Here is a 25102-nt window from a genome sequence, read left to right on the forward strand (position 1 = left end):
CGCTGTCCGCGTTCATCCCATTGCAGCAGGTTTCCCACATCGCAGCAGAGCATCCCGCGCCATCGACACACGGAAAGGTTCGGAAGCGCGCCGCGATTTGACACGTTCAAGGCGGGCACGACGTGTCCGCCCCGATCTCCCCCCTTGAGGGGGAGATGTCACGAAGTGACAGAGGGGGGTGTCTTGCGCAGCCGCTAGGAAGGAGTCGCCTCGACAAATACCCTCAAATTCAGTGATTTTGCGCGCGGGACAGCTCTGCCAGACTGGATGCAACCGTCTGGAGCCACCGCATGCCGCACCATTCCGTTCCGCACGTCAACCGGCGCCATGCGCGGCGCATGCGCAAGGCGATGACGGATGCGGAATTGAAATTCTGGAATGCGGTGCGTGCCCACCGGCTGATGGGTCTGAGCTTTCGCCGCCAGTTGCCGATTGCAGGTTACATCGTCGATTTCGCCTGCCCCGAACACAACCTGATCATCGAAATCGACGGAAGCACGCATAGCCACGACCACGCAATTTCGCGCGACGCGGCACGGGACGAAAGGTTTTCGGCGCTGGGCTGGCGGGTGATCCGCGTGACCAATGACGAGGCGATACGCCACCTCGACGAGGTATGCTCACACATTGTCCGGGCGATCGGTGGGGAAAGCCACGAATGACCTACGATGTCGCTCCCTGAAGCGGTAGCGACCAAGCCCCTCACCCCCGCGCCTCTTGCGCCCGGTGCAGCCACATCAGTTCCATCTGCACCGCCGCCTGGAAATCCATGATCTCGGCGCGCATGTCTTCTTCCGGGCAGCCGAGCGCCAGAAGCTCAGTGCCGAGCGCGCGGCAGGTCGTGCGCCAGAAATCGACGGCGGCCGGGCCATGGCATTTGTCGAGCGCGACAGCCGAGCGGCGAACGAGGTCGCGGCGGCTGGCAAGCGGGAAAAAGGCGATGGACGGGGTGGCCTGGCCGATCATGGCGTCGTTACTCATGCGTTACATCCTCACGTTGACAAAACACGTGTAGAATCAACATGGTTAACGTTCCGTTGCCGGGCCTGGAGAATGCGCCCGAAAAGGAACGGCACGCCCGTTTGCCGTCCGAAAAGCCGCAGGTGACGCCCCCGCAGCGACCGACCCTCTGGCAAGCGGCGGCCGAAAGCCCCCTGCCCGGCCAGCCTCCGCCGAGCCACGGTCAGCGGTCAAAGGCTGAGCGCAAGTCCCCCGAAGGAACGGCCGGCAAGCCCGTGTTCGAAGCTTGACGCGTGAACGCAGAGCCGGCGTTCGCCGAGGAAACGTAAGGCCGCCGCGAGAAAGACCTCCGCCTCGACCAGAGCGAGGTTCATGCCGACGCAGCGGCTGGCTCCAAGGCCGAAGGCCAGCAATCCGCCGCCACGCCGCCGCGGGTCGAAGCGGTCGGGCGTCGCGAAGCGGTCCGGATCGCGGTTGGCGGCACCGACATGGAGAAAGACGCGCTCGCCGGCGCGGATCCGGCCGCCGGCACCGAGATCGAGATCGTCGCGCGCCACCCGGCCGATCAGTTGGATCGGGCTGTCAAAGCGCAGCGCCTCGAGCAGATGGGCGCGCAGGTCCGACGCCCTGCCGGGCCGCATCGCCGGATCCCCCAGCATCCCAAGGGCCGTGCCGAGCGCAAAGGCGGTGCTTTCGTGCCCTGCGACCAGGGTCAGCGCATAGTCGGCGATCCAGCGCTCTCTGTCGTCGATCGGCTGGCCGTCGCAGCCGCGCAGCCGGTCGAAATGCGCGCCGACATAGTCGCCGAGCAGCGCCAGCGAGGCCGCGGCCCCCGCAGCACTGCCGGTCGTCGCCTTGCCGTCAAGGAAATCGGCATAGCCGTAGATGAGCGGATAGAGCGCGGCCCGTTCCGCCTCCCGAAGCGACAGCCGCGCGGCGACCGCCCGCGACACGTAGGGGCGCAGCGCCATGCGGTAGAAATCCGGAGCCGCCGCGTCGAAGGTGGCAAAGGTCGCCGCGGCCATGTCGGCCAGCGCGCGGCGGAAGGCGCTCCTCCCGTCGATCGTGAGGATCCGCTGCCAGCGGTGATGCGAGCGGCCAGCGGACTCGCTTTCGTCGAACGACATCTGCCGCCCGACGATCTCCTGGGCGCTGAGGGCGAGATCGCCGAGCCGCTCCCGGACGGCCGGCGTGTCGAGCCGCAGCCGGGATTTCGACAGCGCCGACGAGGCCAGAAGCCGCGCGCAGAGCGCATGCCCGGTCACCACCCAGGCCTGCATGTCGGGATCGAAGAACAGCCGACGTTCGCCACCCAGCGCCCGCAGCGCCTGATAGTAGCCGCTGGCGTCGTCGCCATGGGCTTCGAGCACCTCGCGCACGCTGCCCTGCGTCGGACCTAGGCTGATCGGCATGGGGAACCTCCGGGGTAAGACGCCACAGATTGCTCAGGCGACGCGTGTCAGTCGGTCTATCGTGCCCTTGGGAAGCAACGAGCCCTCGGCATCGCGCATGACGATCGCGGCAATGGCGGCCTGTTCCCCGGGCGGCGCGAAGTAGAACATCAGGTTGACATACCAGTGCCAGCCCGCGTGGGTGAGCCTCAGTTCGTCCTCGTCCCGCTCCACCAGGCCATGGTCGATCGCCTCGCCCAGCTGCCGGGCCGTCTGGTCCGGCAGGTCCTCGAAACGCACCCGGTCGAGCGGCAGATGGCCGAGATAGGGCAGGCTGATGGCGATCGCCTTGCTGGCGTTCACCGGCGGCGGGTGCCGAACCACATCGACGGCCAGCCGGTTGCGGCCGAGAAGATCGTTGACGTAGCGCTGGCGCGACATCTCGTTGGTCAGCGTGCGCCCGCCGACATAGGACAGCGCGCTGTTGCCGATGCCGATATATTCGTTGTCGTCCGGGCCGTAGACATGCTGGTGGTACTTGAAGGCATAGCGCCGGGTGACGACCGGATTGCGCGCAGCCTCCTCCGCCGGCACCCGCACGAAGCCGTGCCCGTTATGCGGCAGGAAACCCTTGTCGCGCATCAGCTCGCGCAGCGCCCGCGTCATGTGGAACTTGGTCGCGCCCGACAGCGGCTCGACCGCCTCGCCCTGATAGTTGCGGTGCAGCTTCTTCTGCACGACGAAGACGTTCAGCGGATAAAAATCGATATTGTCGAGGCCAAGGCCCGTCACCGCCTCGATGTCGTCGACGAACTCGTCGCCGGTCTGCCCGTGCAGGCCGTAAAGCATGTCGCCGGAGGCATGCGGAAAGCTCTTCCTCAGCAAATCCGCCGCCCGGCCGATCTGCTCGATCGAGGCGGTGAGGTTGAGCGAGCGGCGATGGCGGGGACTGAAGGTCTGGATGCCGAAGCGGGCATGGGTCACGCCGATGGCGCGAAAGGCCGCGACCCGCTCGGGCGTTATGCTCTTCGCCTCCATCTCGACGGAGAATTCCTCGAGCGCGGAAAGGTCGAAGGCCTCTGCCAGCGCCACGCCGATCCGCAGGATCTGCGCCGGCTGCAGCAGGGACGGCGTACCGCCGCCAAAGAAGATCGCCCGGATCGGCAGCCGCGCAAGTTCGCCGATCCCGCCCTTCAGCGCAATCTCGGCGATCACCGCGCGCACATAGACCTCCAGCATCTCGGCATCGGCCAGCGGTCCCTTGACCAGCGGACAGAAGGTGCAGATCGTGTCACAGAAGGGAACGTGCAGGTAGAGCGCCCGCGCCCGGCCGGAGCGCCTCTCGCCATCGCCCGCCAGGGGCATCGCCCCGGCTTCATAGACGCCGGCCGAACGCTGCCCGGTGACCGGATAGATCCAGTTGTAGATCGGCGAGAAATGGCTGAACGGATAGACCGGATCCTCAGTGAAACGCATGCTCCCTCCCCCATCCATCGATCCCGGCGCCCCGTGCGCCGGGCCATGCCGCCCGCGCGCAGCCAGCCGCTGCAGGGGCAAAGGACATCCACCAAGACATCGAACCCGAGCCGGCGGCGCCAGCCCGCGTGATCGCAGCGCGGGCCGATCGGGCCGGCCCCCCGGCCAGCCCAGCCAGTCCCGCCAGCGGTTCAGGTCACCAGGCGACCAGAACCGCCGATATGCCGCGACCCTTCTCCACCTGCTGCAGCTCGCCCAGCAGGCTGCTCAGTTCGGCGGTCCAGGCTTCCGGCTTGTCCGCCTCGCCCGACAGCGCCGCCGAGGCCTTGGAGTAGGCCGCGGCGATCCGGGCAACCGTCGCGTCGCCCTTGCGGTCGAGCCGCTCCAGCGCGAAAGCCCGCGATGCCTGGATGTGCTGGTTGCCGGGATCGGACGCCAGCAGCTTGTTGAAGGTCTCGAGTGCCTCGCTGTCCTTGCCCTGCTCCTGAAGAAGCCGGGCGTTGAGGAAGCTCTTCCATTGTTCGGTATTCAGGCTAGCCATGCTCAACTCTCCCATTGATTGAGTGCAATTTCACTTTACACGCACTAAGGGCTTTTGCAATAGTTGCATCACCTAAATTAACAACCATAAAGGGAGCCATGAAGATGATCGTTCATGAGACATTGGCAGAGATCTACGGCTGCACGCGTCTGCTGGAGGACGGCGAGGCCCTCAAGCGCCTCGCCCGCGAGGCCGTCGTCTCGCAGGGTGCCACGGTGGTCGGCGCCTCGGAGGTCCACTATGTCCCGCACGGACTGACGATCGCCCTGTTCCTCGCCGAATCCCACATCATCCTGACCACCTGGCCGGAACTCGGCCTGCTGCTGGTCGATGTCATGCTGTGCAATCCGGCCATGGACTGCTGCCGCGTGCTTGACCGCATCCAGGAGGCCGTCGCGCCGCAAGGCAGCCGTGTCGATCACCATGTCCCGAGGGCGCTTGCCCGCACGCCGCACGCGGCGACAACCTGGCCGCATGCCGCGGAGGCGGCAGTCCAGCTTGGATGCCCCCCTCTGTCGGCTACGCCGACATCTCCCCCACAAGGGGGGAGATCGCACGCCGGCCCCAGCGACACGCAAACACGACCGCTTCCCCCTTGATCCCGCCGTCCCGCCTTGCCATCTTGCGCCGCACCCGAACCAAAGGACGACGACCATGACCAAGGCTCTGCTGCTGATCGATATCCAGAACGGCTTCTGCCCGGGCGGCAATCTGCCCGTCGAAGATGGCGACAAGGTCGTGCCCGTCGCCAATGCGCTGATGAAGAGCGGTCGCTACGACCTGATCGTCGCCTCGCAGGACTGGCACCCCGCCGACCATGGCAGCTTCGCCTCGCAGCATACCGACGCAAAACCCTTCGACATGGGCGAGCTCTCCGGAAAGCCCCAGGTGCTGTGGCCTGACCATTGCGTTGAGGGCACGGCCGACGCCGAATTCCACCCCGGTCTCGACCTCTCCGCCATCGCCTATGTGCAGAAGAAGGGCGAGAACCCGGCCGTCGACAGCTATTCCGCCTTCCGCGACAACGACCGCGCAGCACTTACCGGCCTTGCCGACTATCTCAGTCAGAAGGGCGTGACCGAACTCGACCTCATGGGGCTAGCCACCGACTACTGCGTGAAATTCTCCGCCCTCGACGCCATCGACATGCTGCCGGGCGTCAAGGTCCGCTTCATCGAGGACGGCTCGCGCGGCATCGACCCGCAAGGCGTGAAGGCGGCGATCGACGAGATGAAATCCGCCGGCGTCGCCATCGTATCGAGCAGAGACATCCTCGCCGCCTGATCCCGCGGACTCCCTTCCCCCTCCTTACGGCCGATTGATTTCCCCGCTCATCCACGCTAGGGGACCGGCGCGCCATAAGGTATTGCGGAGGACCGATATGGAGACCGTCACCACCATTGCCGAACTCAGGGAGAGGCTGGCCCCCCATCGCCGGGCCGGACGCTCGATCGGCTTCGTGCCGACCATGGGCTATCTGCACGAAGGTCACCTGACGCTGGTCGGCCGGGCGAAAGCGGAAAACGCCGTCACCGTCGTGTCGATCTTCGTCAACCCGCTGCAATTCGGCGCCAACGAGGACCTGGCGAAATATCCGCGTGATCTTGAGCGCGACAGCGCCCTGCTCGATAAGGCCGGCGTCGACTTCCTCTTCGCCCCCGGCGTCACCGACATGTATCCGCACCCGATGCAGACCGTCGTCGACGTGCCAAAACTCGGCTCGGAACTCGAAGGCGCCGCCCGCCCCGGTCATTTCGCCGGCGTCGCGACCGTCGTCACCAAGCTATTCAACATCGTCCAGCCCGACGCCGCCTATTTCGGCGAGAAGGACTACCAGCAGGTGGCGATCATCCGCCGCATGGTGGACGACCTCGCCCAGCCGGTCCGGGCCGTGGCCGTGCCGACCGTGCGCGAGGCCGACGGCCTCGCCTGCTCGTCGCGCAATGTCTATCTGACGCCCGCCGAGCGCACCGCCGCCGTGATCGTGCCGAGCGCCCTCGACGAGGCCGCAAGGCTGATCCGCTCCGGCCTCAAGGATATCGCCGCGATCGAGACGAAGATCGCCGATTTCATCCGCGCCGAGCCGCTGGCCGAGCCCGAGGTCGTGGCGCTCCGCCACCCCGAGACGCTCGCCGAGATCGACACTGTCGCCGGCCCGGTCCTGCTGCTGCTCTTCGTGCGCCTCGGCCAGACCAGACTTCTCGACAACCGGGTGATCGACATCGCATCCGAGAACGGCATGGAGGCCGCCTGACATGAGCACCCCGCCCCGCCAGAAGCGGCTGACACCGAACGACATCACGGCGCTCAAGGGCCAGCGTCCGGTCGTCTCGCTCACCGCCTACACCACGCCGATGGCGCGTCTGTTCGACCCGCATTGCGACCTGCTGCTGGTCGGCGACAGCCTCGGCATGGTGCTCTACGGCATGGACACCACGGTCGGGGTCACCGTCGAGATGATGATCGCCCATGGCCAGGCAGTCATGCGCGGCGTGACCCGCGCCTGCGTCATCGTCGACCTGCCCTTCGGCTCCTACCAGGAATCGAAGGAACAGGCCTTCCGCACCGCCGCCCGCATCATGAAGGAAACCGGCTGCGACGGCGTCAAGCTCGAGGGCGGCGAGGAAATGGCGGAAACCGTCGCCTTCCTGGTGTCTCGCGGGGTGCCGGTCTTCGGCCATGTCGGGCTGATGCCGCAGCAGGTCAACACCTCGGGCGGCTACCGCTCCAAGGGCCACACCGACACGGAAGCCGACAAGATCCGCCGTGATGCCCGCGCCATCGACGAGGCCGGCGCCTTCGCCATGGTGATCGAGGGAACGGTCGAGCCGCTCGCCCGCGAGATCACCGGCACGGTCTCGGCCGCGACCATCGGCATCGGCGCCTCGCCGGCCTGCGACGGTCAGGTTCTGGTGTCCGACGACATGCTCGGCCTGTTCAACGACTTCAAGCCGCGCTTCGTCAAGCATTTCGCCGAACTGGCCGAGGTCATCTCCAGGGCGGCCGAAGACTACGCGACCGAAGTTCGGGCGCGCACGTTTCCCGGGCCGGAACACACATTCCAGATCCGCCCGAAGAAACAGGACTGAAAAAACGGAAACGACATGGCCCGGCAGCCTTATTTGCCGGGCGATTGCTCAAGCTGGTAGATCGCGTCGTTGATCACCTCGATCTGGTTGGTGATCACCGCCTGGGCGTCGTAAAGCCCGCGATTGTAGAAATGCGCGCCGATCTCCTTGGCGAAGAACTCCAGCATGGCTTCGGCTTCGAATCGACCGACGTCGAGTTCGAATTCGGTGAGGAAATAGTCCCGCACCTCAGCGACGATCGCCGCCTGGTCTTCATTGGAGAAATCGAGTTTCGGCACCGACCAGTTCCCTTGTGTTGCCCACCTCATCCGGACGCCGAGAGACTAGGGCGACATGTCAGGGGAATCAATCGATCCATCAGGCTTATTCGTTTGTTTGGACGGCGGCTTGCCTCTAAGGGCTTTCCTCAAACGAGGTGCGACATCCGATGAATTCCGATTTTACCGAGGGTCTGCGCGGCAGCACGCCGATCCTCGTCTCGACCATCCCCTTCGCCGCCCTGTTCGGCGCGATTGCCGTCAGCAACGGCCAGACGGTCGCCGAGGCGACGCTGATGAGCGCCATCGTCTTTGCCGGCGCCAGCCAGCTGGTGGGCATAGAGCTGTTCGGCCATTCGGTGCCGCTCTGGGTCATCGTGCTGTCGATCTTCGCCGTCAACTTCCGCCACATCCTCTATTCGGCGGCGATCACGCCCTTCATCGCCCATTTCTCCCCGCTGCAGAAAGCCGTGTCATTCTTCCTGCTGACCGATCCGCAATTCGCGCAGACCCTGACGCGCGGCGAGACCGGACGGAGGGTGTCGTTTGCCTGGTACATGGGATTTGCCACGACGATCTATGTCGGCTGGGTCAGCGTCAGCGCGATCGGCGCCGGCTTCGGCAGGCTCATCGGCAATCCGGCGGCCTGGGGCTTCGACGTACTTCTGCCGATCTATTTCATGGGGCTGGTACTCGGCTTCCGCAAGCGGGCGAACTTCCTCGCCGTGGTCTTCGTCAGCGCCGTGGTCTCGGTGCTGGCCCAGCAGCTGGTCGGCTCGCCCTGGCATGTCAGCATCGGCGCGCTTGCCGGCGTCATCCTCGCAGCCCTGCTGCCGCCCAAGGCTGCCACAGCGCCTGCTGCCGAAGGAGAGGACAAGGCATGAGCGAGTTCTTCACGCCCTACATGACCCTGCTGATCCTCGTCGGCGCGGTCGCCACCTACCTGACCCGGATCGGCGGCTACCTGCTGATGAGCCGGCTGAAGAACGTGCCGCCGCGCGTCGATGCGGCGCTCAATGCCGTGCCGGCGGCGGTGCTGACCACGCTGGTCGCCCCCGCCTTCTTTTCCGGCGGGCTGGACGTCAAGGTCGCCATGGCCGTTTCGCTGGTGATCGGCCTTGGCGCCTCCTCCATCCCCATGCTGATCGGCGGCTGGATCGTCGTGATGCTCATGCGCCAGCTGATAGGCTGAACGGCTCGGTCGCCCGCTCAAGCCACGCCTTCGCCTTTTCGTCGTGCATCAGCGGCATCAGCTCGTCTCGGGTCTTGGCATGATAATCGTCGAGCCAGCGCAATTCCTCGTGCGTCAGCAGGTCCGTCACCACGAGATATTTGTCGATCGGCACATAGGTCAGCGTCTCGAAGCTCATCATCGGCATGTCGCCGCCTTCCACCGCCTCGGCCTCGCGCACATAGACGAGATTCTCGATGCGGATGCCGAAGGCGCCCGGCCGGTAATAGCCGGGCTCGTTGGAGAGGATCATGCCGGGCAGCAGTTCCTGGGTGGCGAGACGGGCGATGCGCTGCGGCCCCTCGTGCACGGAGAGATAGGAGCCGACGCCATGGCCCGTGCCGTGGGCATAGTCGGCGCCCGCCTTCCAAAGCGCGATGCGCGCCAGAGGATCGAGGTCGCAGCCGCGCGTGCCCTTGGGGAAGCGCGCCGTGCTGATGGCGATCATGCCCTTCAGCACCAGGGTGAAGAAGCGCTTGTGCTCGTCCGACACCGCGCCGATCGCCACCGTGCGGGTGATGTCGGTCGTGCCGTTGACATATTGCGCGCCGCTGTCGATCAGGAACAGGTCGCCGGAATGGATCGGCCGGTCGGACGTGGTCGTGGCGCGGTAATGGATCACCGCCCCGTGCTCGCTGGCACCGGCGATCGTGTCGAAGGAAATGTCCTTGAGCGGGTTCTGCATGCGCTCGCCGACGCGAAGCCGCGCCTCCTCCAGCGCCTTTGCCGCGCCGATCTCGGTAATCGTGCCCGGATGCTGGTCGTCCAGCCAGGAGAGGAATTCGACGACCGCCGCGCCGTCCTGCAGGTGGGCGGCGGCCGAGCCGTTGAGTTCGACCGAGTTCTTCACCGCCCGGGCGATCTTTGCCGGATCGGCACCGGTCACGACTGTCCCGCCGTGGCCGCGAATGAGTTCGACCAGGGCGAAGGGCGCCAATTCGGGGTCGACCAGGACACGCTTGCCCTCGACGGAAAGCTTCTCCAGATGCGCGACCAGCATGCGCGGGTCAAGCTGGCGGCACATCTGCCCCAGATAGGCCTCCGCCTCGATGCCGGTCTTGCGTTTGTCGAGGAAAAGTTCGGCCGCGCCATCGGCCTTGATGATGGCGCGGGCCAGCGGATGGGGCGTGTGCGGCACGTCGCTGCCGCGGATGTTGAAGATCCAGGCGATCGACGAGGGATCGGTGATCAGCGCGGCGTCGATCTGCTTGTCGGAAAGGTCGGCGGCGATCCGGGCGATCTTGTCTTTGGCCAGCACGCCGGAATATTCGATCGGCTGGATGACGACCGGACCGAGCGGCTCGGCCGGACGATCCGTCCAGATCGCGTCGAGCGGATTGGCGCCGAGAACCACGAGCGCGCCGTCCTGCTCGGCGAGCGCCTTTTCCAGCCGCTCCACCTCCTGGCTGGTGTGCAGCCACGGATCGATGCCGAGACGAAAACCCTTGTGCGCGTGCTTGACGATCCACCTGTGCGGCGGCTCGCCCACCAGATCGCCGGGGGAGAACACGGCGGGGTCGACCTGCTCGGCCAGCTGCGTCACATAGCGCCCGTCGACAAAGACCACCGCCTTTCCCGTGGTGATCAGTGCCTGGCCGGCCGAGCCGGTGAAACCGGTGAGCCAGGACAGCCGCTCGGCACAGGCCGGAACATATTCGCCCTGGTATTCGTCGGCGCGCGTCACGAGGAAACCGTCGATGCCGAGCGCGTCGAATTGCGCCCTAAGCGCCTCCACCCGTTCGCGGCCGAACTCAGGCGTGGAGGTGACATCGAAGGATTGGAACATGGCGGCCGCTTTCTTCAGGCTGGAATCTGGAACGCCCCTTATAGCAAGACGCGCCGATCCTGCACCATGGCAAAAGCCGCCACACGCCCGGCTCCGCAGAATGCCGCAATGCACCATGAAGAATGCAAGACGCCCAATTTTCGATCAAAGATTCAGCACAAATGGCGCATGGAAGCCATACTCATGCGCCAGACGCATAACACCCATGTAGCAAGCCCTCTCACTCAAAGCGTTTGCAGCGCCTATATTCCTCTCATTGAACAATACAGACGCAACCGTGCAAGGACTATGGCAATGGCAAACTCCTTCTTCCGCAATGCCTTCAACCGCTTTGTCGCAGCCCGCGAACTTCAGGCCAGCCGCCACGTCAACAGCGCCCTGATGAGCCTCGACGACGAGACCCTGAAGTCGCTGGGCACCAGCCGCGAAGAGCTGCGCCGCAAGGGTGTTCGCGCTTCGGCATTCTGAGCCGGACCGCCTGAAAGGCGGAAATGACGGCTTCACGACATCACTAGCCTGCTTGTAGCTCTCCTCCCAAAGCTCGCAGGTTCCGATCAGGCGACTGATCTGAAAAAGGCGGCATCCCCGGATGCCGCCTTTTTCATGTTCTCTGTGTCGATCGCGCCATGCATCTGGCGCAATTGTGCAGCGCGGAAGTTTCTGACGCTTAGGCCAGCCCGCGGCCATGCCGCAGATGGATCGTCACCCAGCCATTGCGCCAGATCGTCCTGACATGGGCGAGGCCCGCGCCGTTGTAGGCGGCAATGACCTTCCAGCGCTGGCTGGCAAGGATGCCCGACAGGATGACGGAGCCGCCAGGTGCCAGATGCGTAGACAGTTGCGGCGCCATCTTCATCAGCGGGCGGGCGAGGATATTGGCGATGATCAGGTCGAACGGGCCGTATTCGCCAAAGGCCGTCGAATGGAAGCCGGGGGCGACGCGGAACTCGATGCCGTCGACGAGGCCGTTGCTGCGGGCATTCTCCCGGGCGACCCGCACGGCGATCGGATCGATGTCGGTCGCGAGAACCGGAATATGCTTCAACTTGCGCACCGCGATCGCCAGCACGCCGCTGCCGGTGCCGAGGTCCAGCGCATTGCGCACGGTCCGCGACCGCACCACCTCATCGATTACTTCGAGGCAGCCGGCAGTCGTCCCGTGATGGCCGGTGCCGAAGGCCTGGCCCGCCTCGATTTCGATCGCCAGGTCGTTGACCCGCACCTTGTCGCGGTCATGCGAGCCATGCACGATGAACCGCCCTGCCCGGACCGGCTTCAAACCTTCCAGCGACTTGGCGATCCAGTCGATGTCGGGCAGCACCTCCCTCTCGATCGGCAAGTCGGCAAAGGTTTCAGCGAAAAGCTCTTCGAGCCGCGCACGGATCTCGTCCTCCTCGTCGGTCATCATGTAGACGGAGGCTTCCCAGACATCGTTCTTCTCGTCCACCTCGGTGGTGGCGATCGCCAGATCCTCTTCACCGAAGCAGAACGTCATGAGATCGAGGATCTCCGACGCCATGGCTTCGGTCGTCGTCACAAAGAGGCGAATTTCACTCACGGTCGGGCATCCTGTCGAAAAGGGAGAGAACGGGACGGTAACGGAGCACCGCCCGGCGTTTGCGCCTGCGGTACAACGCAACGACGCCATTGGCAACAGGTGAGCACCCGCCGGGAGCCCCGGTCAGCCCTTGGCGAGGTTCTCGAGCTTCTTGATCGCCACGTCCGGGTTCTCGCCATAGGAGATGGTACCGACAAACCGGCCTTCCTTGTCGAGCAGGAAGACCGAGGCGGTGTGATCCATGGTGTAGTCGCCGTTCGGATCCTTCTCGTCGAGCGGGACCTTCTTCGCATAGACGCGGAAGCCCTTGACGACCTCGCCCACCTTCTCCGGATCGCCGGCAATGCCGATCACCCGGTCGGTGACGTTGGAGATATAGGCACCGAGCATTTCGGGCGTATCGCGCTCCGGGTCGACGGTGACGAAATAGGCCTGCAGCTTGGTTTTGTCCGGATCGACCGTGGTCAGCCAGCCATTGAGCTCGAACAGCGTCGTCGGGCAGACTTCCGGGCAATGGGTGAAGCCGAAGAACAGGGCCGTCGGCCTGCCGCGGAAGGCCTGCTCGCTGATCGGCTGGCCGTTCTGGTCGACGAGCTGGAACGGCACGCCGAACGGCGCCTCGGCGATCTTGTCCTTGGTGTCGGTCACCGCCAGCGTCAGCCAGCCGAGCACGCCGGCCAGCACGACGACGCCGGCCCAGAGGATAATGCGCAAAGTCTTCATCGAAGGTCAGGTCCCTTTGGAACGACGGCAGGAAAGTCACCTGCCGATACGTCGAACGGTGCCGAAGTGCAAATCAACTCGCCGTTTGCACGCCGCGGCGCGCCGATTTGTCCCAGGGCATGCCGGCATACGCCAGTCAAAAACAGGAGGACAGGCCGTTCTCGGCATAGGTCAACACGATATCGGCGCCGAATCGCATCCAGCCGGCAAAGACGACGACGGTGAACGCCACGCCGCCGGCGACGAGGGCGGCGATCAGGGCATGATTGAGCGGTCTTGGCGCCAAGGGATCCATGCCTGTTACATAATACGCGACCCCGCCCGGCGAAAGGGGCAATGCTCGCGCGCCGCCGCGAAATAAATCGATGAATACCGGGAGTTCTTAAGGTCGCAGTCACATGCTATGATTCCTATACAAACGTTTTGGGAGGGACGAATGGAAGAACAGGTCATTCAGGCGGCGCTGCCGCCGAAATTGCGGATCAATCCGCTCGAGATGAAAGACGTGACGGGGGCGCTGGCCGATGGGGTCAGGGACTTCCGGCGATTCCCGTTGCTCGGCCTGTTCTTCGGCGGCATCTATGCGCTCGGCGGTCTCTTCATCGTCGTCATGCTGAGCCTCTACCACCAGCCGTGGATGATCATCCCGGTCGCCATCGGCTTCCCGCTGATCGGCCCGTTCGTCGCCGTTGGCCTCTACGAAGTCAGCCGCCGCCACGAACGCGGCGAGCCGATCAGCTGGCGCGGCGTGCTCACCGAAGTCTTTCGCCAGCGGGAGAGACAGCTCTCCTGGATGGCCTTCGCCGTGCTCTTCATCTTCTGGATCTGGATCTACCAGGTGCGGCTGCTGCTCGCCCTGTTCCTCGGCTTCAAGATCCCCGCCTCTCTGGCCGCCTTCGCCACGGTGGTGACGACGACGCCGGAAGGCATGCTCTTCCTCCTGGTCGGCACGATCGTCGGCGCCGTGATCGCCACCGTGCTCTTCTCCCTGACCGTCATCTCCATGCCGCTGCTGCTCGACCACGACATCGATTTCGTCACGGCCATGCTGACCAGCATCCGCACGGTGGTCGAAAACCCGGTGCCCATGCTGACCTTCGGCCTGATCGTCGCCGTAACCGCGTTCATCGCCCTGCTGCCCTTCTTTGCCGGCCTGTTCATCGCACTGCCGGTCCTTGGCCACGCGACATGGCACCTCTATCGGCGCGCCATCGCATCGGCATGAGAACCAAGTCGGGCGGCGCGTTCCAAGCCGCCCGGTCTTCAACTGAAGCGGCGTTTCCGCTTGCAATATTATTCGTTGCTTAACCACTATTTGAGATCATCTAGACGCGAGATGACCGGTTCGGTCATTCGGACATAACGTCCACCGGGACGGGTTTCTCTTCTCCTCGGGCCTCTGCATGCGAAACGAAATTGCCGATGCAGTGCATCGGTGATGCATCTGGGCATTGGGGAGGCGCATGCTAGACTCTATTTCGGGAAGTGGACTGTCGGTCCGACAGCGCCTGATGACGCTCGGCGCGGCAACCTCGCTCGGCATCGGTTCGATGCTGGCGGTCGGCTGGTACGAGAACGTGCAGGTCGACACGGCCCTGACGCGAGCGCTGTCGCTCCAGCAACAGGTCGAGCAGTTGAACGAAATGCAGCTGGCCAATTCACGGCTGGTACTCGCCGCGATGGACAGCATCATCGATCGCAGCGAGGGCGCCATCCAGAAGGAACGCGCCGAAACGATTCGCTCCGCCGCATCCCTGCTTGCCGCAGGCACTCCCATTTTGAGGTCCTTCGCCCAGGAAGCCGGCAACGCCGCCCTAGCGGAGGCCTATGACGCCGACCTCACCGAAATCGTCAAAGCGATCGAAGTGGATCTCAAGCGCCTGGTCGAGACCGGCGCCCCCGAAACCGAGTATGCCGCGATCGACGACGCCATCGACGGCGCCGGCGATCGGTTGTCGTCCACCCTCGACCAGACGGCCACGCTTGCCGGTCAGATCATGCAAGAAAGCGTCGAAGGCGCCACCGCAAGAGCGGGCGCCTCCCTCTACATCCAGCTCGGCCTCGGCCTTCTCGCGCTGTGCACCACGCTGCTGCTCCAGGCCATTCACGGCAACGCCATCGTCAACGGTATCCGTGCCGTCCGCTCCGCCATGCAGCGCGTACTCGACGGCGATCTCGAAACCTCCGTCGAGGCGAACGGCCGCCGCGACGAGATCGGCGAAATGGGCCGCTCCGTCGACATCTTCCGCAACGCCGCCATCGAGAAGCGCGCACTGGAATCCTCGTCCGCCGAGGCCAACCACAGGAACGAACAGGAGCGCGAGGCCCGCGCCGCGGCGCTCGCCGCCGACAATGCCGCCGTCAAGCGTGCCGTCGACCAGCTGGCGCTTGGCCTCAACCGTCTGTCGGAAGGCGACCTCTCGGTGACCATCGCCGAGGCCTTCCCGGGCGATCTGGAACGGCTGCGCGCCGACTTCAACCAGACGACCCATCGCCTGCAGAGCGTCATGGGCGAAATCGCCTCCAACAGCAGCTCCATTCGCGCCAACGGCCTGCAGATGCGCAGCGCCGCCGACGATCTCGCCCGCCGCACCGAACAGCAAGCGGCATCGCTGGAGGAGACATCCGCGGCCCTCGACGAGATCACGGCAACGGTGCGCAACGCCACCGAGCGCGCCGAAGAGGCGAGCCACATGGTCGACAACGCCAAGGTCTATGCCGAGAAATCCGGTTCCGTCGTCAGCGATGCCATGGCAGCCATGGAACGCATCGAGGACGCCACCGGCGAGATCGGCAAGATCATCAACGTCGTCGACGAGATCGCCTTCCAGACCAACCTGCTGGCGCTGAATGCCGGGGTCGAGGCCGCCCGCGCCGGCGAAGCCGGCAAGGGTTTCGCCGTGGTCGCCCAGGAAGTGCGGGCTCTTGCCGGCCGTGCCGCCGAAGCCGCCCGCGACATCAAGACCCTGGTCGGGCGCTCCAGCGCCGAAGTGAAGACCGGCGTCGAACTTGTCACCGCAGCCGGCGAGGCGTTGCACCGCATCGGCGAAGACGTGCTGCGCATCAACGAACATGTGAAGTCGATCGTCACCTCGGCCCGCGAGCAGTCGGTGGGCCTCAGCGAAATCAACTCGGCCGTCGGTCAGATGGACCAGGTCACGCAACAGAATGCCGCCATGGTCGAACAGACCAATGCGGCCAGCCACACCCTTGCCGGCGACGCGGAGAACCTCTCGCGTCTCGTCGGCCAGTTCAGGATGACCGGGAGCGCCTATGCCGCCCCCGTTCAGCTGCAGGCGGCCAGCGCCGCCTCGCTGCCGAAGCCGTCCCCCGCGAAGAGCCTGATCGACAAGGTCGCGGGGACATTCAACCGAAGCGCTGTCGCCCGTGTCGCAAGCCAGGGCGCTGCAGCCGAAAACTGGGAAGAGTTTTGAAAATGAGCAATGCCATCAAGCAGTCCGGCGCCTATCTCGAGATCGTATCCTTTCATCTCGCCGAACAGGAATTCTGCATCGACATCATGGCGATCCGCGAAATCCGCGGCTGGGCGCCCGTGACCCCGATGCCGCATACCCCGCCCTACGTGCTCGGTCTCATCAACCTGCGCGGTGCGGTGATCCCGGTCATCGACATGGCCTGCCGCCTCGGCATGAAGATGACCGAACCGTCGGAACGTGCCGCCATCATCGTCACCGACATCGCCGGCAAGCTGGTCGGCCTGCTGGTCGAACAGGTCTCCGACATGATGACCATCAAGGGCGAAGACCTGCAGCCTGCACCGGAAATCATTCCCGAAGAACAGCGCGCCTTCTGCCGCGGCATCGTCGCCCTGGAGAAGTCGATGGTCTGCTTCCTCAACCTCGACACCGTCATCGCCGACGAGCTCGCCCAGGCCGCCTGATCGCCTGAGCCTTTCGGATCTTCCCACCCATAACCCCGCTGACGGCGGGGTTATGGGCCGTTTTCGTGCGTCCAGCGAGGACGGCCTGCCGTGGCGCGGCCATTTTTCCGCCACGCGAAGAACACATTAAGCTTATGAAATAATTATATTATTAGACGATTTCAAAGGAACAGAACCCCCCTCCCGGCGTTTCTCCGGTGCATTCCCGACATGTCGAGAATGAAGAGATAACCAAGGAGAAATATCATGAACAACGCTATCAAGATCGCTCTCGCTTCCGTACTCGCCCTCGGCTCGGTCTCGGGCGGCGCCTTCGCCCAGACCGCTGCAGTCACCGCCGAGCAGAACGTCAGCGTCATCCGCATCGACAGCCTCAACAACGACGCTGGCCGTAGCGAATATGATCGTCTGACGCAGATGTCGTCCAACCAGGCCGGCATGGCCGAAGCCCAGGCGATGGTATCGGCCGATCCGATGCTGGTTGCCGCGCTCGAATCCCAGAACGTGCAGCTGACGAACGTCGTGCATGTTCAGACCGCGGCAAACGGCGGCAAGGTCGTCTATGTCCGTTAAGGATGGCATCAGCCGAAACCAGTTGCGCTCCGAACTCGAAAGAGATCGGAGCGCAACTTTGTTCGAATTCGAGGCTGCAACCCCTCGAGTGGCAAGACATGAACAGCAAACGAGCACTTTGGGGTGATGCACCCGTTGTCTGATGTCCTTTAGAAGCTTGCCAAACTTTAGTCGGCAGTGAAAGTGACATCATCCGGAAAAGTGAACATTCGGCCGTGTCGGACTGACCAATTTTGGGCGGGATCACTAGCGCGGCACTGCGCCGGCGCGTCCGAATGCCCGTCGGCCAAAGCTCCTTACGGCTTGCCCTTTGCCCAGTTGACCGGCTGGCCGAACAGCGGCACCGTCGAGATCGCCATCTTGGCCGAGCCGTCGACGACCTGGCGCGAGTGGATCAGGTAGATCAGCGTGTCGTTGGCCTTGTCGTAGATGCGGTTGACGACGAGCTGCTTCCAGATCAGCGACATGCCCTCGCGGAACACTTCCTCGCCCTCCTTCGACAGATCGATGTCGCCGATCTCGATCGGTCCGGTCTGACGGCAGGCGATCGAATTGTTGGACGGATCCTCGAACCAGTTGCCCTTCGACAGCCGGTCGATGATCGAGCGGTCGAAATAGGTGACATGGCAGGTGATGCCCTTGATCTTCGGATCGGTGACCGCCTCGACGATGATGTCGTTGCCGACCCAGTCGACGCCGACCTCACCCACGACCTCGGCGGCGGCCGGGGTGGCAAGGGCCGAGAGAGCGACCGTGGCGGACAGAAGCAGGGAACGGATCGACATGGCAAATCTCCAGGGATGACTGCAATCTAGATAAGCGAAGCGAGCCGCCTTACAAGGCCGGCTCACGCTTGCGGATGCGCCGTACCGAGCAGGCGTCGTAGCCGCCGCGGTATAGCCGACCGACCGAAATCCCGACCCGCTCCGGCAATTCCGCGAGATGCGCGGCCCCCGCCTCGCGCATCATGGCAATCGAGGCGAGCGCACAGACCCGGGCATCGTCGGCGGCATTGTGATGCATGAATGTGAGCCCCAGATGGGCGGCAAGGCTGTTCAGACGATGCGAGCCGAGCTGCGGCCACATGCGCTGGGCCATCTTGACGCTGCACAGATAGGACAGTTCCGGATAGGGCCGCCGATAGGCATCAAGGGCGGAGCGCCAGACCGAGAAGTCGAAGGCGGCATTGTGGGCGATCATCAGCGCGCCTGAGAAATCCTCGGCGAATTCGTCCATCACCTCGGGAAACTCGGCCGCGTCCTCGACATGCTCGGGCCGAATGCCGTGAATGGAGATGTTGAATGGCGAGAACCGCATGGACTTCGGCCGGATCAGACGCTCCTCGACCCGCACCACTTCGCCGCCCTCAATCCAGGCGAGCCCGACCGAACAGGCGCTGCCGCGCTCTTCGCTCGCTGTTTCGAAATCGATGGCGATGGTTTTCAAGGAGGACGACTCTTCGCATTCGTTGGCACTGTCCGGTCATACGGCTTACGCTGAGGCGAAGCAATTACGACATATCCCCGCAGCATGGCCCGCCGGCCGGGCCTCGACATCCCGCCTTGCCTGCATTTCTCGCCTTTTTCGAGCCTCCCCCTATACATTTCGGCGTTTGCCGGGTAGGAACGGCCCAAACATACCCGCAATCGGCGGGCGCGGTGCATTGGCCCGCTCCACATCCAATTCGAAAGACTTAATCCATGACAGAATTCAACGGCATCGTAGCGCCGATCGCAGAGGCATTGTCCAAGCGCGGTTATGCGACGCTGACCCCGGTGCAGCAGGCCATGCTCGACCCGGAACTCGAAGGCAAGGACGCGCTGGTCTCGGCCCAGACGGGCTCGGGCAAGACGGTCGCCTTCGGCCTCGCCATCGCGCCGACGCTCCTCGCCGGCGAAAACCGCTTCGGCCGCGCCGGGGCGCCCTTGGCGCTCGCCATCGCGCCGACCCGCGAACTGGCCATGCAGGTCATGCGCGAACTGGAATGGCTCTATGAGAAGACCGGCGCGGTGATCGCGTCCTGCGTCGGCGGCATGGACGTGCGCAACGAGCGCCGGGCGCTCGAACGCGGCGCCCACATCGTCGTCGGCACGCCGGGCCGCCTGCGCGACCACATCACCCGCCGCGCCCTCGACCTCTCGGGCCTGCGCGCCGTGGTGCTGGACGAGGCCGACGAAATGCTCGATCTCGGTTTCCGCGAGGATCTCGAATTCATCCTCGATGCCGCCCCCGACGACCGCCGCACGCTGATGTTCTCGGCCACCGTGCCGCGCTCGATCGCCGACCTGGCCAAGAGCTACCAGCGCAATGCCAAGCGCATCGAGACGGTGTCGGAGAAGAAGCAGCATGTCGACATCGAATACCGCGCGCTGACGGTCGCCAATCCCGACCGCGAGAACGCCATCATCAACGTGCTGCGTTTCTACGAAGCCCGCAACGCGATCGTCTTCTGCTCGACCCGCGCCGCCGTCAACCATCTGACGGCCCGGCTGCACAATCGCGGCTTCTCCGTCGTGGCGCTGTCCGGCGAGCTTTCGCAGAACGAGCGCACCCATGCGCTGCAGGCCATGCGCGACGGCCGGGCCCGTGTCTGCATCGCGACCGACGTCGCCGCCCGCGGCATCGACCTGCCCGGTCTGGAACTCGTCATCCATGCCGACCTGCCGACCAATTCGGACACCCTGCTCCACCGTTCGGGCCGCACCGGCCGCGCCGGCAACAAGGGCGTCTCGGCGCTGATCGTGCCGATGAGCGCCAGGCGCAAGGCCGAGCGCCTGCTGTCCGGCGCCAATGTGCAGCCGAGCTGGGCCCTGCCGCCGTCAGCCGACGACGTGCTGGCCCGCGACGACGAACGTCTGCTGGCCGATCCGGCCCTGTCGGAGAAGATCAACGAGGACGAAGCCCCGTTCATTGCCACCCTGCTGGCCACCCACGGCGCCGAACAGGTGGCCGCCGCCTTCCTGCGCCTGCAGCGCGGCAATCGCTCGGCACCGGAAGACCTGATCCCTGTCAGCCTCGACGCCGGCGCCAAGCGCCGCGAACCGGACTATGCCAATCCCTCGAGCCCAGCGACGAAGCCGCGCTCGGATTTCGGCGCCAGCACCTGGTTCTCGCTCTCCGTCGGCCGCCGCCAGAGCGCCGAGCCGCGCTGGCTGATCCCCATGCTCTGCCGCAACGGCAACATCACCAAGGCGGTGATCGGCGCGATCAAGATGCAGCCGGAAGAGACCTTCGTGGAGATCGCCGAGAGCGGCGTCGACGGTTTCGTCGAAGCGATCGGCCCGAACAAGACGCTGGAGCGCGGCATCATCGTCAAGCGCCTGGACGGCACGCCGGACTTCAGCGCGCCGCCGAAGGAGCGCCCGGTGCGCGACGCCAAGCCCTTTGCCGAGAAGAAGCCCTACGAAGGCAAGAAGTCCTACGATGACGCCAAGCCGCAGGGCGACAGGAAGCCCTGGGCCGAGAAGCGGGCCGCAGCACCGGCGCGCGGCGCGACGGATGACCTGGCCCAGGCCGATGCCGAGGTCTGGGGTGCTGCACCGGCCAAGCCCGCCCGCGACGACTGGAGCAACGACAAGCCCGCCTTCAAGAAGAAGCCGAAGAGCGCTTCCAACGCCTATGACAAGCCGGCCAAGCCCGACTGGGCCGGCAAGCCCAAGGGGGACAAGCCCGCCTATGCGGCCAAGGGTGACAAGCCGGCCTATGCCGGCAAGCCGAAGGGCAAGTTCGACGATCGCGGCCCGGCATCGGGTCCGAAGAAGAAGAGCTTCAAGCCGAAGGGCTGATCCCGCTCGAATGTAATCTTACGACAAGGCCCGCGCATTGCCATGCGCGGGCCTTTGCATTTGCCGCCTTGTCCGCTTAGCCGGCACTGGTTTGCGATCGTGGCATTGCCCCTCACCCTGGCCCGACCGGGGTCGAGCCGCGTGTCTCGACCCGTCCTTCGGCCCCCCCGCAGGCGGGGAGAGGGAATTCCGTCTGACCCTTCTGCCTCGTGCCCCCTATGGCCCGACCGGCCCCGCCCCCCGCCATCGCCGAGGGCGGCAAGGGAACAATTGTCCCGCCTCCGCGTTGTCGAGCGCGCAAGGATAGAGCGGGGGCGGTATGTCGGATTTTGCAGCGCGGGCTCATGCTCTGGACCAGCGGCGAAAGGCGAGATCGGCCTTTCTCGCCGGCATGGGGCGTGGGCTCGCCGGGGCGCTCCTCTTCTCCCTCCCCATGCTGATGACCATGGAAATGTGGCAGCTCGGCTTCCATATCGCCCGCGAAAAACTGCTGTTCCTGATGGTCGTCGACCTGCCGCTGCTGGTCATCCTGTCGCATCGCATCGGCTTCGAGGAAACCTTCGACTGGCGCGAAGACGTGCGCGACGCGATCGTTGCCTATGGCGTCGGCATTGCGGCGAGCGCGGCGATCCTGTTCCTGTTCGGCCTGCTGAACCTCGATATGCCGTGGAGCGAAGTGATCGGCAAGATCGCCATTCAGGCGGTGCCGGCCAGCATCGGCGCCATGCTCGGCCGCAGCCAGCTGACGCGCGACGAGGATGCCGACTGCGAGGGGCCGGAGCCGCGCCAGCGCCGCACCTCCTATGTCGGCGAGCTGTTCCTGATGGTGGTCGGCGCGCTCTTCCTGTCGCTGAACGTCGCGCCGACCGAGGAGATGATCCTGCTCTCCTACAAGATGACCGCCTGGCATGCGCTGGCGACCATCCTGCTGTCGATCGGGCTGATGCACGGCTTCGTCTATGCCGTCTCCTTCGAAGGCGGCCACGAGCTGTCGCCCGATACCCCCTGGTGGCACGCGCTGATCCGCTTCACCCTGCCCGGCTACGTCATCGCGCTTTCGATCAGCCTGTTCTTGCTGTGGATCTTCGAGCAGGTCGACGGCACGGCGCTGACGCCGCTGGTCTTCGCCATGATCGTGCTCGCCTTCCCTGCCGCCATCGGCGCCGCTGCGGCGCGTCTTATCCTGTGAGGTATCCCATGAGCCCGTCGCACAGCCGCAGACATACCGAAGCCGACGATCCGCACTGGCTGGAATGGCTGACCGGCCTGATCGCGCTCACCGTCATCGCCGCGCTGATCGGCTGTGTCGGCTGGAACGCCTTGACGGAGCGGATGGAACCGCCGGAATTCGCCATCGAGGCGACCGGCATGGAGCACGTACCGGGCGGCTACCGGATCACCTTCGACATCGAGAACCGAGCCAACAGCACGGCTGCGGCTGTCATCGTCCGGGGGGAACTGACGCGCGGCGAGGAGAGCGTCGAATCGGTTGACGTCACCTTCGACTACGTGCCGGGCCAGTCCCAGTCGAGCGGCGCGATCCTGTTTTCGACCGATCCCGGCAGCGCCCGACTGACGCTGAGAGCGATCGGCTATACCGATCCGTGAACGGTCCCCTCACCCGCCGATCAGCGTCAGCCACTCGTCCTCGGTGAGGACCGAAACCCCGAGTTCCTGGGCCTTGGTCAGCTTGGAACCGGCGTCCGCGCCCGCGACCACGTAGTCGGTCTTCTTCGACACCGATCCGGCGACCTTGGCGCCGAGGCTCTCGGCCCTCGCCTTCGCTTCGTCGCGGGTGAATTTTTCCAGAGAGCCGGTGAAGACCACGGTCTTGCCGGCGACCGGGCTACCGCTTACGACCGGCGCCTCGGCGTCGATCGGCGTAATCTCCTGAAGCAGCCTGTCGACCACTTCGAGATTGCGCGGCTCCTTGAAGAACTCGACGATCGAGGCAGCGACCACCTCGCCGATGCCGTCGATGGCGTTGAGTTCGTTCCAGGCATCGCCGAACATCGGCGCGGCCGCCTTCATCGCCTCGGCAAAGGCGCCGTAGGAGCCATAGGAGCGCGCCAGGAGCTTGGCCGTGGTCTCGCCGACATGGCGAATGCCGAGCGCGAAGATCAGCCTGTGCAGGGCGATTTCGCGGCGTGCGTCGATGGCGTCGAACAGCTTTCGAACGCTGACGCGGCCAAAACCCTCGATATTCTCGAGCTTGACCAGCGGCGAGGCCTCCTGCCGGCGCTTCAGGGTGAAGATGTCGGGTGCGGTGCGGATCTGGATCGCCGGATCCTCGGCCTCGAAGAAGAAGTCGACCTGCTTGGTGCCCAGCCCCTCGATGTCGAAGGCGTTGCGCGAGACAAAATGCTTGATGTGTTCCTTGGCCTGCGCCGAGCAGACGAAGCCGCCGGTGCAGCGCGTGACGGAATCGAACTTGCCGGTCTTCTCGTTCATTTCCCGCACGGCATGGCTGCCGCAGACCGGGCACTTGGTCGGAAAAGCATAAGGCACGGCATCCGCCGGGCGCTTTTCCAGCACCACGTCGAGCACCTGCGGAATGACGTCGCCGGCCCGCTGGACGATGACCGTGTCGCCGACCCGGATGTCGTGATCGTCGGGCCGGATACGCTCGCCGGAATTGCCGATTCCCTGGATGTAATCGGCATTGTGCAGCGTCGCATTGGTCACCACCACGCCGCCCACCGTGATCGGCTCGAGCCGTGCCACGGGGGTTAGCGCCCCGGTGCGGCCAACCTGGATGTCGATCGCCTCGACGGTGGTAAAGGCCTGCTCGGCCGGGAACTTGTGGGCGGTCGCCCAGCGTGGGCTACGGGAGCGGAAGCCGAGGCGTTCCTGCAGGTCGAGCCGGTCGACCTTGTAGACGACACCGTCGATGTCGTAGTCGAGATCGGCGCGCATCAGGCCGATCTGGCGATAGTGGTCGAGCACTTCGGCGGTCGAGGTGAGCCGCTTCATCAGCGGATTGACCGGGAAACCCCATTCGCGGAATTTCTCCACCATGCCCATCTGCGTGTCGGCCGGCATGTCGGACATCTCGCCCCAGGCATAGGCGAAGAATTTCAGCTTGCGGCTGGCCGTTACCTTCGGATCGAGCTGGCGCAGCGAGCCGGACGCGGTGTTGCGCGGATTGACGTAAAGCGGCTTGCCTTCGGCCTCCATCTGGGCGTTGAGCGCCAGGAAGGCGCTTTTCGCCATGTAAACTTCGCCGCGCACCTCGACCACGGCCGGCGCACCCGCCGGCAGCTGCCGCGGGATCTCCTGAATGGTCAGGATATTGGCGGTGACGTTTTCGCCGGTCGTACCGTCACCACGCGTCGCGGCCGTGACGAGCCGGCCGTTCTCGTAGCGGATCGACATGGAAAGCCCGTCGATCTTCGGCTCGGCGGTAAAGGCGATCGAATCGTCCGGCAGGCGTCCGAGGAAGCGATAGACCGAAGCGACGAAATCGGCGACGTCCTCGTCGGAAAAGGTATTGTCGAGCGAAAGCATCGGGCGGGCATGGACGACCTGGGCGAAGGTCACCGAAGGGGCGGCGCCGACGCGTATGGACGGGCTGTCGGGGCGGATGAGGGCCGGGAAACGCGCCTCGATCGCGTCGTTGCGGCGCTTCAGCGCGTCGTAGTCGGCATCAGAGATCTCCGGCCGGTCCTTGCCGTGATAGAGCGCATCATGGCGGGCGATCTCCTCGGCCAGCCGCGCAAGCTCGGCCCTCGCCTGCTCCTCGTTCAGGTCCTCGACCGCGATCATCTGCTCTGCCATTGCCCAGCTCCGAAATTGACTCGACGGTCTTAGCCGAATTTCTCCGGATGAAAA

At 64.9% G+C, this 25102-nt stretch carries 27 protein-coding genes; 15 read left to right on the top strand and 12 right to left on the bottom strand.

Going from position 1 to position 25102, the window contains the following annotated elements:
* Nucleotides 1-290 precede the first annotated feature (290 nt).
* A complete protein-coding gene (locus L867_RS0103105) occupies nucleotides 291-662 on the top strand; it encodes an endonuclease domain-containing protein (protein WP_028735524.1) in 372 nt (123 codons plus the stop codon).
* A gap of 40 nt (nucleotides 663-702) precedes the next feature.
* Here L867_RS0103105 and L867_RS0103110 read toward each other — a convergent pair whose 3' ends face one another.
* The 4 genes from L867_RS0103110 to L867_RS0103125 form a co-directional block, all read right to left on the bottom strand.
* Nucleotides 703-981 carry a DUF6074 family protein gene (locus L867_RS0103110; RefSeq protein WP_051438785.1) on the bottom strand — a complete coding sequence of 93 codons (279 nt, stop codon included), beginning with the start codon at nucleotides 979-981 and terminating at the stop codon, nucleotides 703-705.
* 209 nt (nucleotides 982-1190) lie between these two features.
* Nucleotides 1191-2372 (bottom strand): cytochrome P450, encoded by a 1182-nt coding sequence (locus tag L867_RS26300; protein WP_028735526.1) that lies wholly within the window; start codon nucleotides 2370-2372, stop codon nucleotides 1191-1193.
* A gap of 33 nt (nucleotides 2373-2405) precedes the next feature.
* Nucleotides 2406-3827 carry a coproporphyrinogen-III oxidase family protein gene (locus L867_RS24465; RefSeq protein WP_051438786.1) on the bottom strand — a complete coding sequence of 474 codons (1422 nt, stop codon included), beginning with the start codon at nucleotides 3825-3827 and terminating at the stop codon, nucleotides 2406-2408.
* 196 nt (nucleotides 3828-4023) lie between these two features.
* Nucleotides 4024-4368 carry a hypothetical protein gene (locus L867_RS0103125; protein WP_028735527.1) on the bottom strand — a complete coding sequence of 115 codons (345 nt, stop codon included), beginning with the start codon at nucleotides 4366-4368 and terminating at the stop codon, nucleotides 4024-4026.
* A gap of 98 nt (nucleotides 4369-4466) precedes the next feature.
* Here L867_RS0103125 and L867_RS24470 point away from each other — a divergent pair, with 98 nt between their 5' ends.
* From L867_RS24470 to panB, 4 genes are all read left to right on the top strand, one after another.
* Entirely contained in the window at nucleotides 4467-4967 is a 501-nt protein-coding gene (locus tag L867_RS24470; protein WP_232363868.1) for an S-adenosylmethionine decarboxylase family protein, read from the top strand.
* 55 nt (nucleotides 4968-5022) lie between these two features.
* Entirely contained in the window at nucleotides 5023-5652 is a 630-nt protein-coding gene (gene pncA / locus L867_RS0103135) for a bifunctional nicotinamidase/pyrazinamidase (protein ID WP_028735528.1), read from the top strand.
* A gap of 97 nt (nucleotides 5653-5749) precedes the next feature.
* The gene (gene panC / locus L867_RS0103140; protein WP_028735529.1) at nucleotides 5750-6622 is read left to right on the top strand and encodes a pantoate--beta-alanine ligase; all 873 of its coding nucleotides are present in this window, start codon (nucleotides 5750-5752) and stop codon (nucleotides 6620-6622) included.
* 1 nt (nucleotide 6623) lies between these two features.
* A complete protein-coding gene (gene panB / locus L867_RS0103145; protein ID WP_028735530.1) occupies nucleotides 6624-7457 on the top strand; it encodes a 3-methyl-2-oxobutanoate hydroxymethyltransferase in 834 nt (277 codons plus the stop codon).
* Nucleotides 7458-7486: 29 nt separating this feature from the next.
* On the opposite strand, the gene L867_RS0103150 is transcribed toward panB, so the two are convergent.
* Complete coding sequence (locus L867_RS0103150; protein WP_028735531.1) at nucleotides 7487-7735, bottom strand: DUF2164 domain-containing protein; 249 nt, start codon at nucleotides 7733-7735, stop codon at nucleotides 7487-7489.
* Nucleotides 7736-7884: 149 nt separating this feature from the next.
* Here L867_RS0103150 and L867_RS24475 point away from each other — a divergent pair, with 149 nt between their 5' ends.
* Entirely contained in the window at nucleotides 7885-8598 is a 714-nt protein-coding gene (locus L867_RS24475; RefSeq protein ID WP_037172368.1) for an AzlC family ABC transporter permease, read from the top strand.
* Nucleotides 8595-8906: an AzlD family protein gene (locus L867_RS0103160; RefSeq protein ID WP_028735532.1), complete on the top strand. Its 312-nt coding sequence runs from the start codon at nucleotides 8595-8597 to the stop codon at nucleotides 8904-8906. The genes L867_RS24475 and L867_RS0103160 overlap by 4 nt, the downstream gene beginning before the upstream one ends.
* On the opposite strand, the gene L867_RS0103165 is transcribed toward L867_RS0103160, so the two are convergent.
* Nucleotides 8884-10731: an aminopeptidase P family protein gene (locus tag L867_RS0103165; RefSeq protein WP_028735533.1), complete on the bottom strand. Its 1848-nt coding sequence runs from the start codon at nucleotides 10729-10731 to the stop codon at nucleotides 8884-8886. The two genes, L867_RS0103160 and L867_RS0103165, sit on opposite strands and share 23 nt — an antisense overlap.
* A 294-nt stretch (nucleotides 10732-11025) precedes the next feature.
* Between L867_RS0103165 and L867_RS27660 the strand changes: the two genes are divergently transcribed.
* Nucleotides 11026-11199, top strand: a complete 174-nt coding sequence (locus L867_RS27660) for a hypothetical protein (protein WP_028735534.1) — start codon at nucleotides 11026-11028, stop codon at nucleotides 11197-11199.
* Between the two features lie 199 nt (nucleotides 11200-11398).
* Here the strand turns inward: L867_RS27660 and L867_RS0103175 are convergent, their stop codons facing one another.
* The 3 genes from L867_RS0103175 to L867_RS27665 all read right to left on the bottom strand — a co-directional run bounded on the left by L867_RS0103175 (nucleotide 11399) and on the right by L867_RS27665 (nucleotide 13298).
* A complete protein-coding gene (locus L867_RS0103175) occupies nucleotides 11399-12289 on the bottom strand; it encodes a 50S ribosomal protein L11 methyltransferase (RefSeq protein ID WP_028735535.1) in 891 nt (296 codons plus the stop codon).
* Nucleotides 12290-12412: 123 nt separating this feature from the next.
* Nucleotides 12413-13012, bottom strand: a complete 600-nt coding sequence (locus tag L867_RS0103180; RefSeq protein WP_028735536.1) for an SCO family protein — start codon at nucleotides 13010-13012, stop codon at nucleotides 12413-12415.
* A gap of 136 nt (nucleotides 13013-13148) precedes the next feature.
* Nucleotides 13149-13298 (bottom strand): hypothetical protein, encoded by a 150-nt coding sequence (locus tag L867_RS27665; protein WP_169734060.1) that lies wholly within the window; start codon nucleotides 13296-13298, stop codon nucleotides 13149-13151.
* Between the two features lie 150 nt (nucleotides 13299-13448).
* Between L867_RS27665 and L867_RS0103190 the strand changes: the two genes are divergently transcribed.
* The 4 genes from L867_RS0103190 (at nucleotide 13449) to L867_RS0103210 (ending at nucleotide 17486) form a co-directional block, all read left to right on the top strand.
* A complete protein-coding gene (locus L867_RS0103190; RefSeq protein WP_028735537.1) occupies nucleotides 13449-14237 on the top strand; it encodes a DUF2189 domain-containing protein in 789 nt (262 codons plus the stop codon).
* A 238-nt stretch (nucleotides 14238-14475) separates the two neighbouring features.
* The gene (locus L867_RS0103195; RefSeq protein WP_028735538.1) at nucleotides 14476-16446 is read left to right on the top strand and encodes a methyl-accepting chemotaxis protein; all 1971 of its coding nucleotides are present in this window, start codon (nucleotides 14476-14478) and stop codon (nucleotides 16444-16446) included.
* Nucleotides 16447-16448: 2 nt separating this feature from the next.
* Nucleotides 16449-16913: a chemotaxis protein CheW gene (locus L867_RS0103200; RefSeq protein WP_028735539.1), complete on the top strand. Its 465-nt coding sequence runs from the start codon at nucleotides 16449-16451 to the stop codon at nucleotides 16911-16913.
* A 246-nt stretch (nucleotides 16914-17159) separates the two neighbouring features.
* On the top strand, nucleotides 17160-17486 hold the full coding sequence (locus L867_RS0103210) for a hypothetical protein (RefSeq protein WP_028735540.1): 327 nt from the start codon (nucleotides 17160-17162) through the stop codon (nucleotides 17484-17486).
* A gap of 296 nt (nucleotides 17487-17782) precedes the next feature.
* On the opposite strand, the gene L867_RS0103215 is transcribed toward L867_RS0103210, so the two are convergent.
* Both L867_RS0103215 and L867_RS0103220 read right to left on the bottom strand, forming a co-directional pair.
* The gene (locus L867_RS0103215) at nucleotides 17783-18271 is read right to left on the bottom strand and encodes a CreA family protein (protein WP_028735541.1); all 489 of its coding nucleotides are present in this window, start codon (nucleotides 18269-18271) and stop codon (nucleotides 17783-17785) included.
* A gap of 49 nt (nucleotides 18272-18320) precedes the next feature.
* Nucleotides 18321-18932, bottom strand: coding sequence for a 3'-5' exonuclease (locus L867_RS0103220; RefSeq protein WP_028735542.1), 612 nt, complete (start codon nucleotides 18930-18932; stop codon nucleotides 18321-18323).
* A gap of 254 nt (nucleotides 18933-19186) precedes the next feature.
* Here L867_RS0103220 and L867_RS0103225 point away from each other — a divergent pair, with 254 nt between their 5' ends.
* The 3 genes from L867_RS0103225 to L867_RS0103235 all read left to right on the top strand — a co-directional run bounded on the left by L867_RS0103225 (nucleotide 19187) and on the right by L867_RS0103235 (nucleotide 22879).
* On the top strand, nucleotides 19187-21271 hold the full coding sequence (locus tag L867_RS0103225; RefSeq protein WP_028735543.1) for a DEAD/DEAH box helicase: 2085 nt from the start codon (nucleotides 19187-19189) through the stop codon (nucleotides 21269-21271).
* A gap of 319 nt (nucleotides 21272-21590) precedes the next feature.
* Nucleotides 21591-22460, top strand: coding sequence for a TIGR02587 family membrane protein (locus L867_RS0103230; protein ID WP_037172369.1), 870 nt, complete (start codon nucleotides 21591-21593; stop codon nucleotides 22458-22460).
* Nucleotides 22461-22468: 8 nt separating this feature from the next.
* On the top strand, nucleotides 22469-22879 hold the full coding sequence (locus tag L867_RS0103235) for a TIGR02588 family protein (RefSeq protein WP_028735545.1): 411 nt from the start codon (nucleotides 22469-22471) through the stop codon (nucleotides 22877-22879).
* A gap of 9 nt (nucleotides 22880-22888) precedes the next feature.
* Here the strand turns inward: L867_RS0103235 and ligA are convergent, their stop codons facing one another.
* Nucleotides 22889-25048, bottom strand: a complete 2160-nt coding sequence (ligA, locus tag L867_RS0103240) for an NAD-dependent DNA ligase LigA (RefSeq protein ID WP_028735546.1) — start codon at nucleotides 25046-25048, stop codon at nucleotides 22889-22891.
* Nucleotides 25049-25102 lie beyond the last annotated feature (54 nt).

It is taken from the genome of Paenirhizobium selenitireducens ATCC BAA-1503, assembly GCF_000518785.1.
GTDB lineage: Bacteria > Pseudomonadota > Alphaproteobacteria > Rhizobiales > Rhizobiaceae > Allorhizobium > Allorhizobium selenitireducens.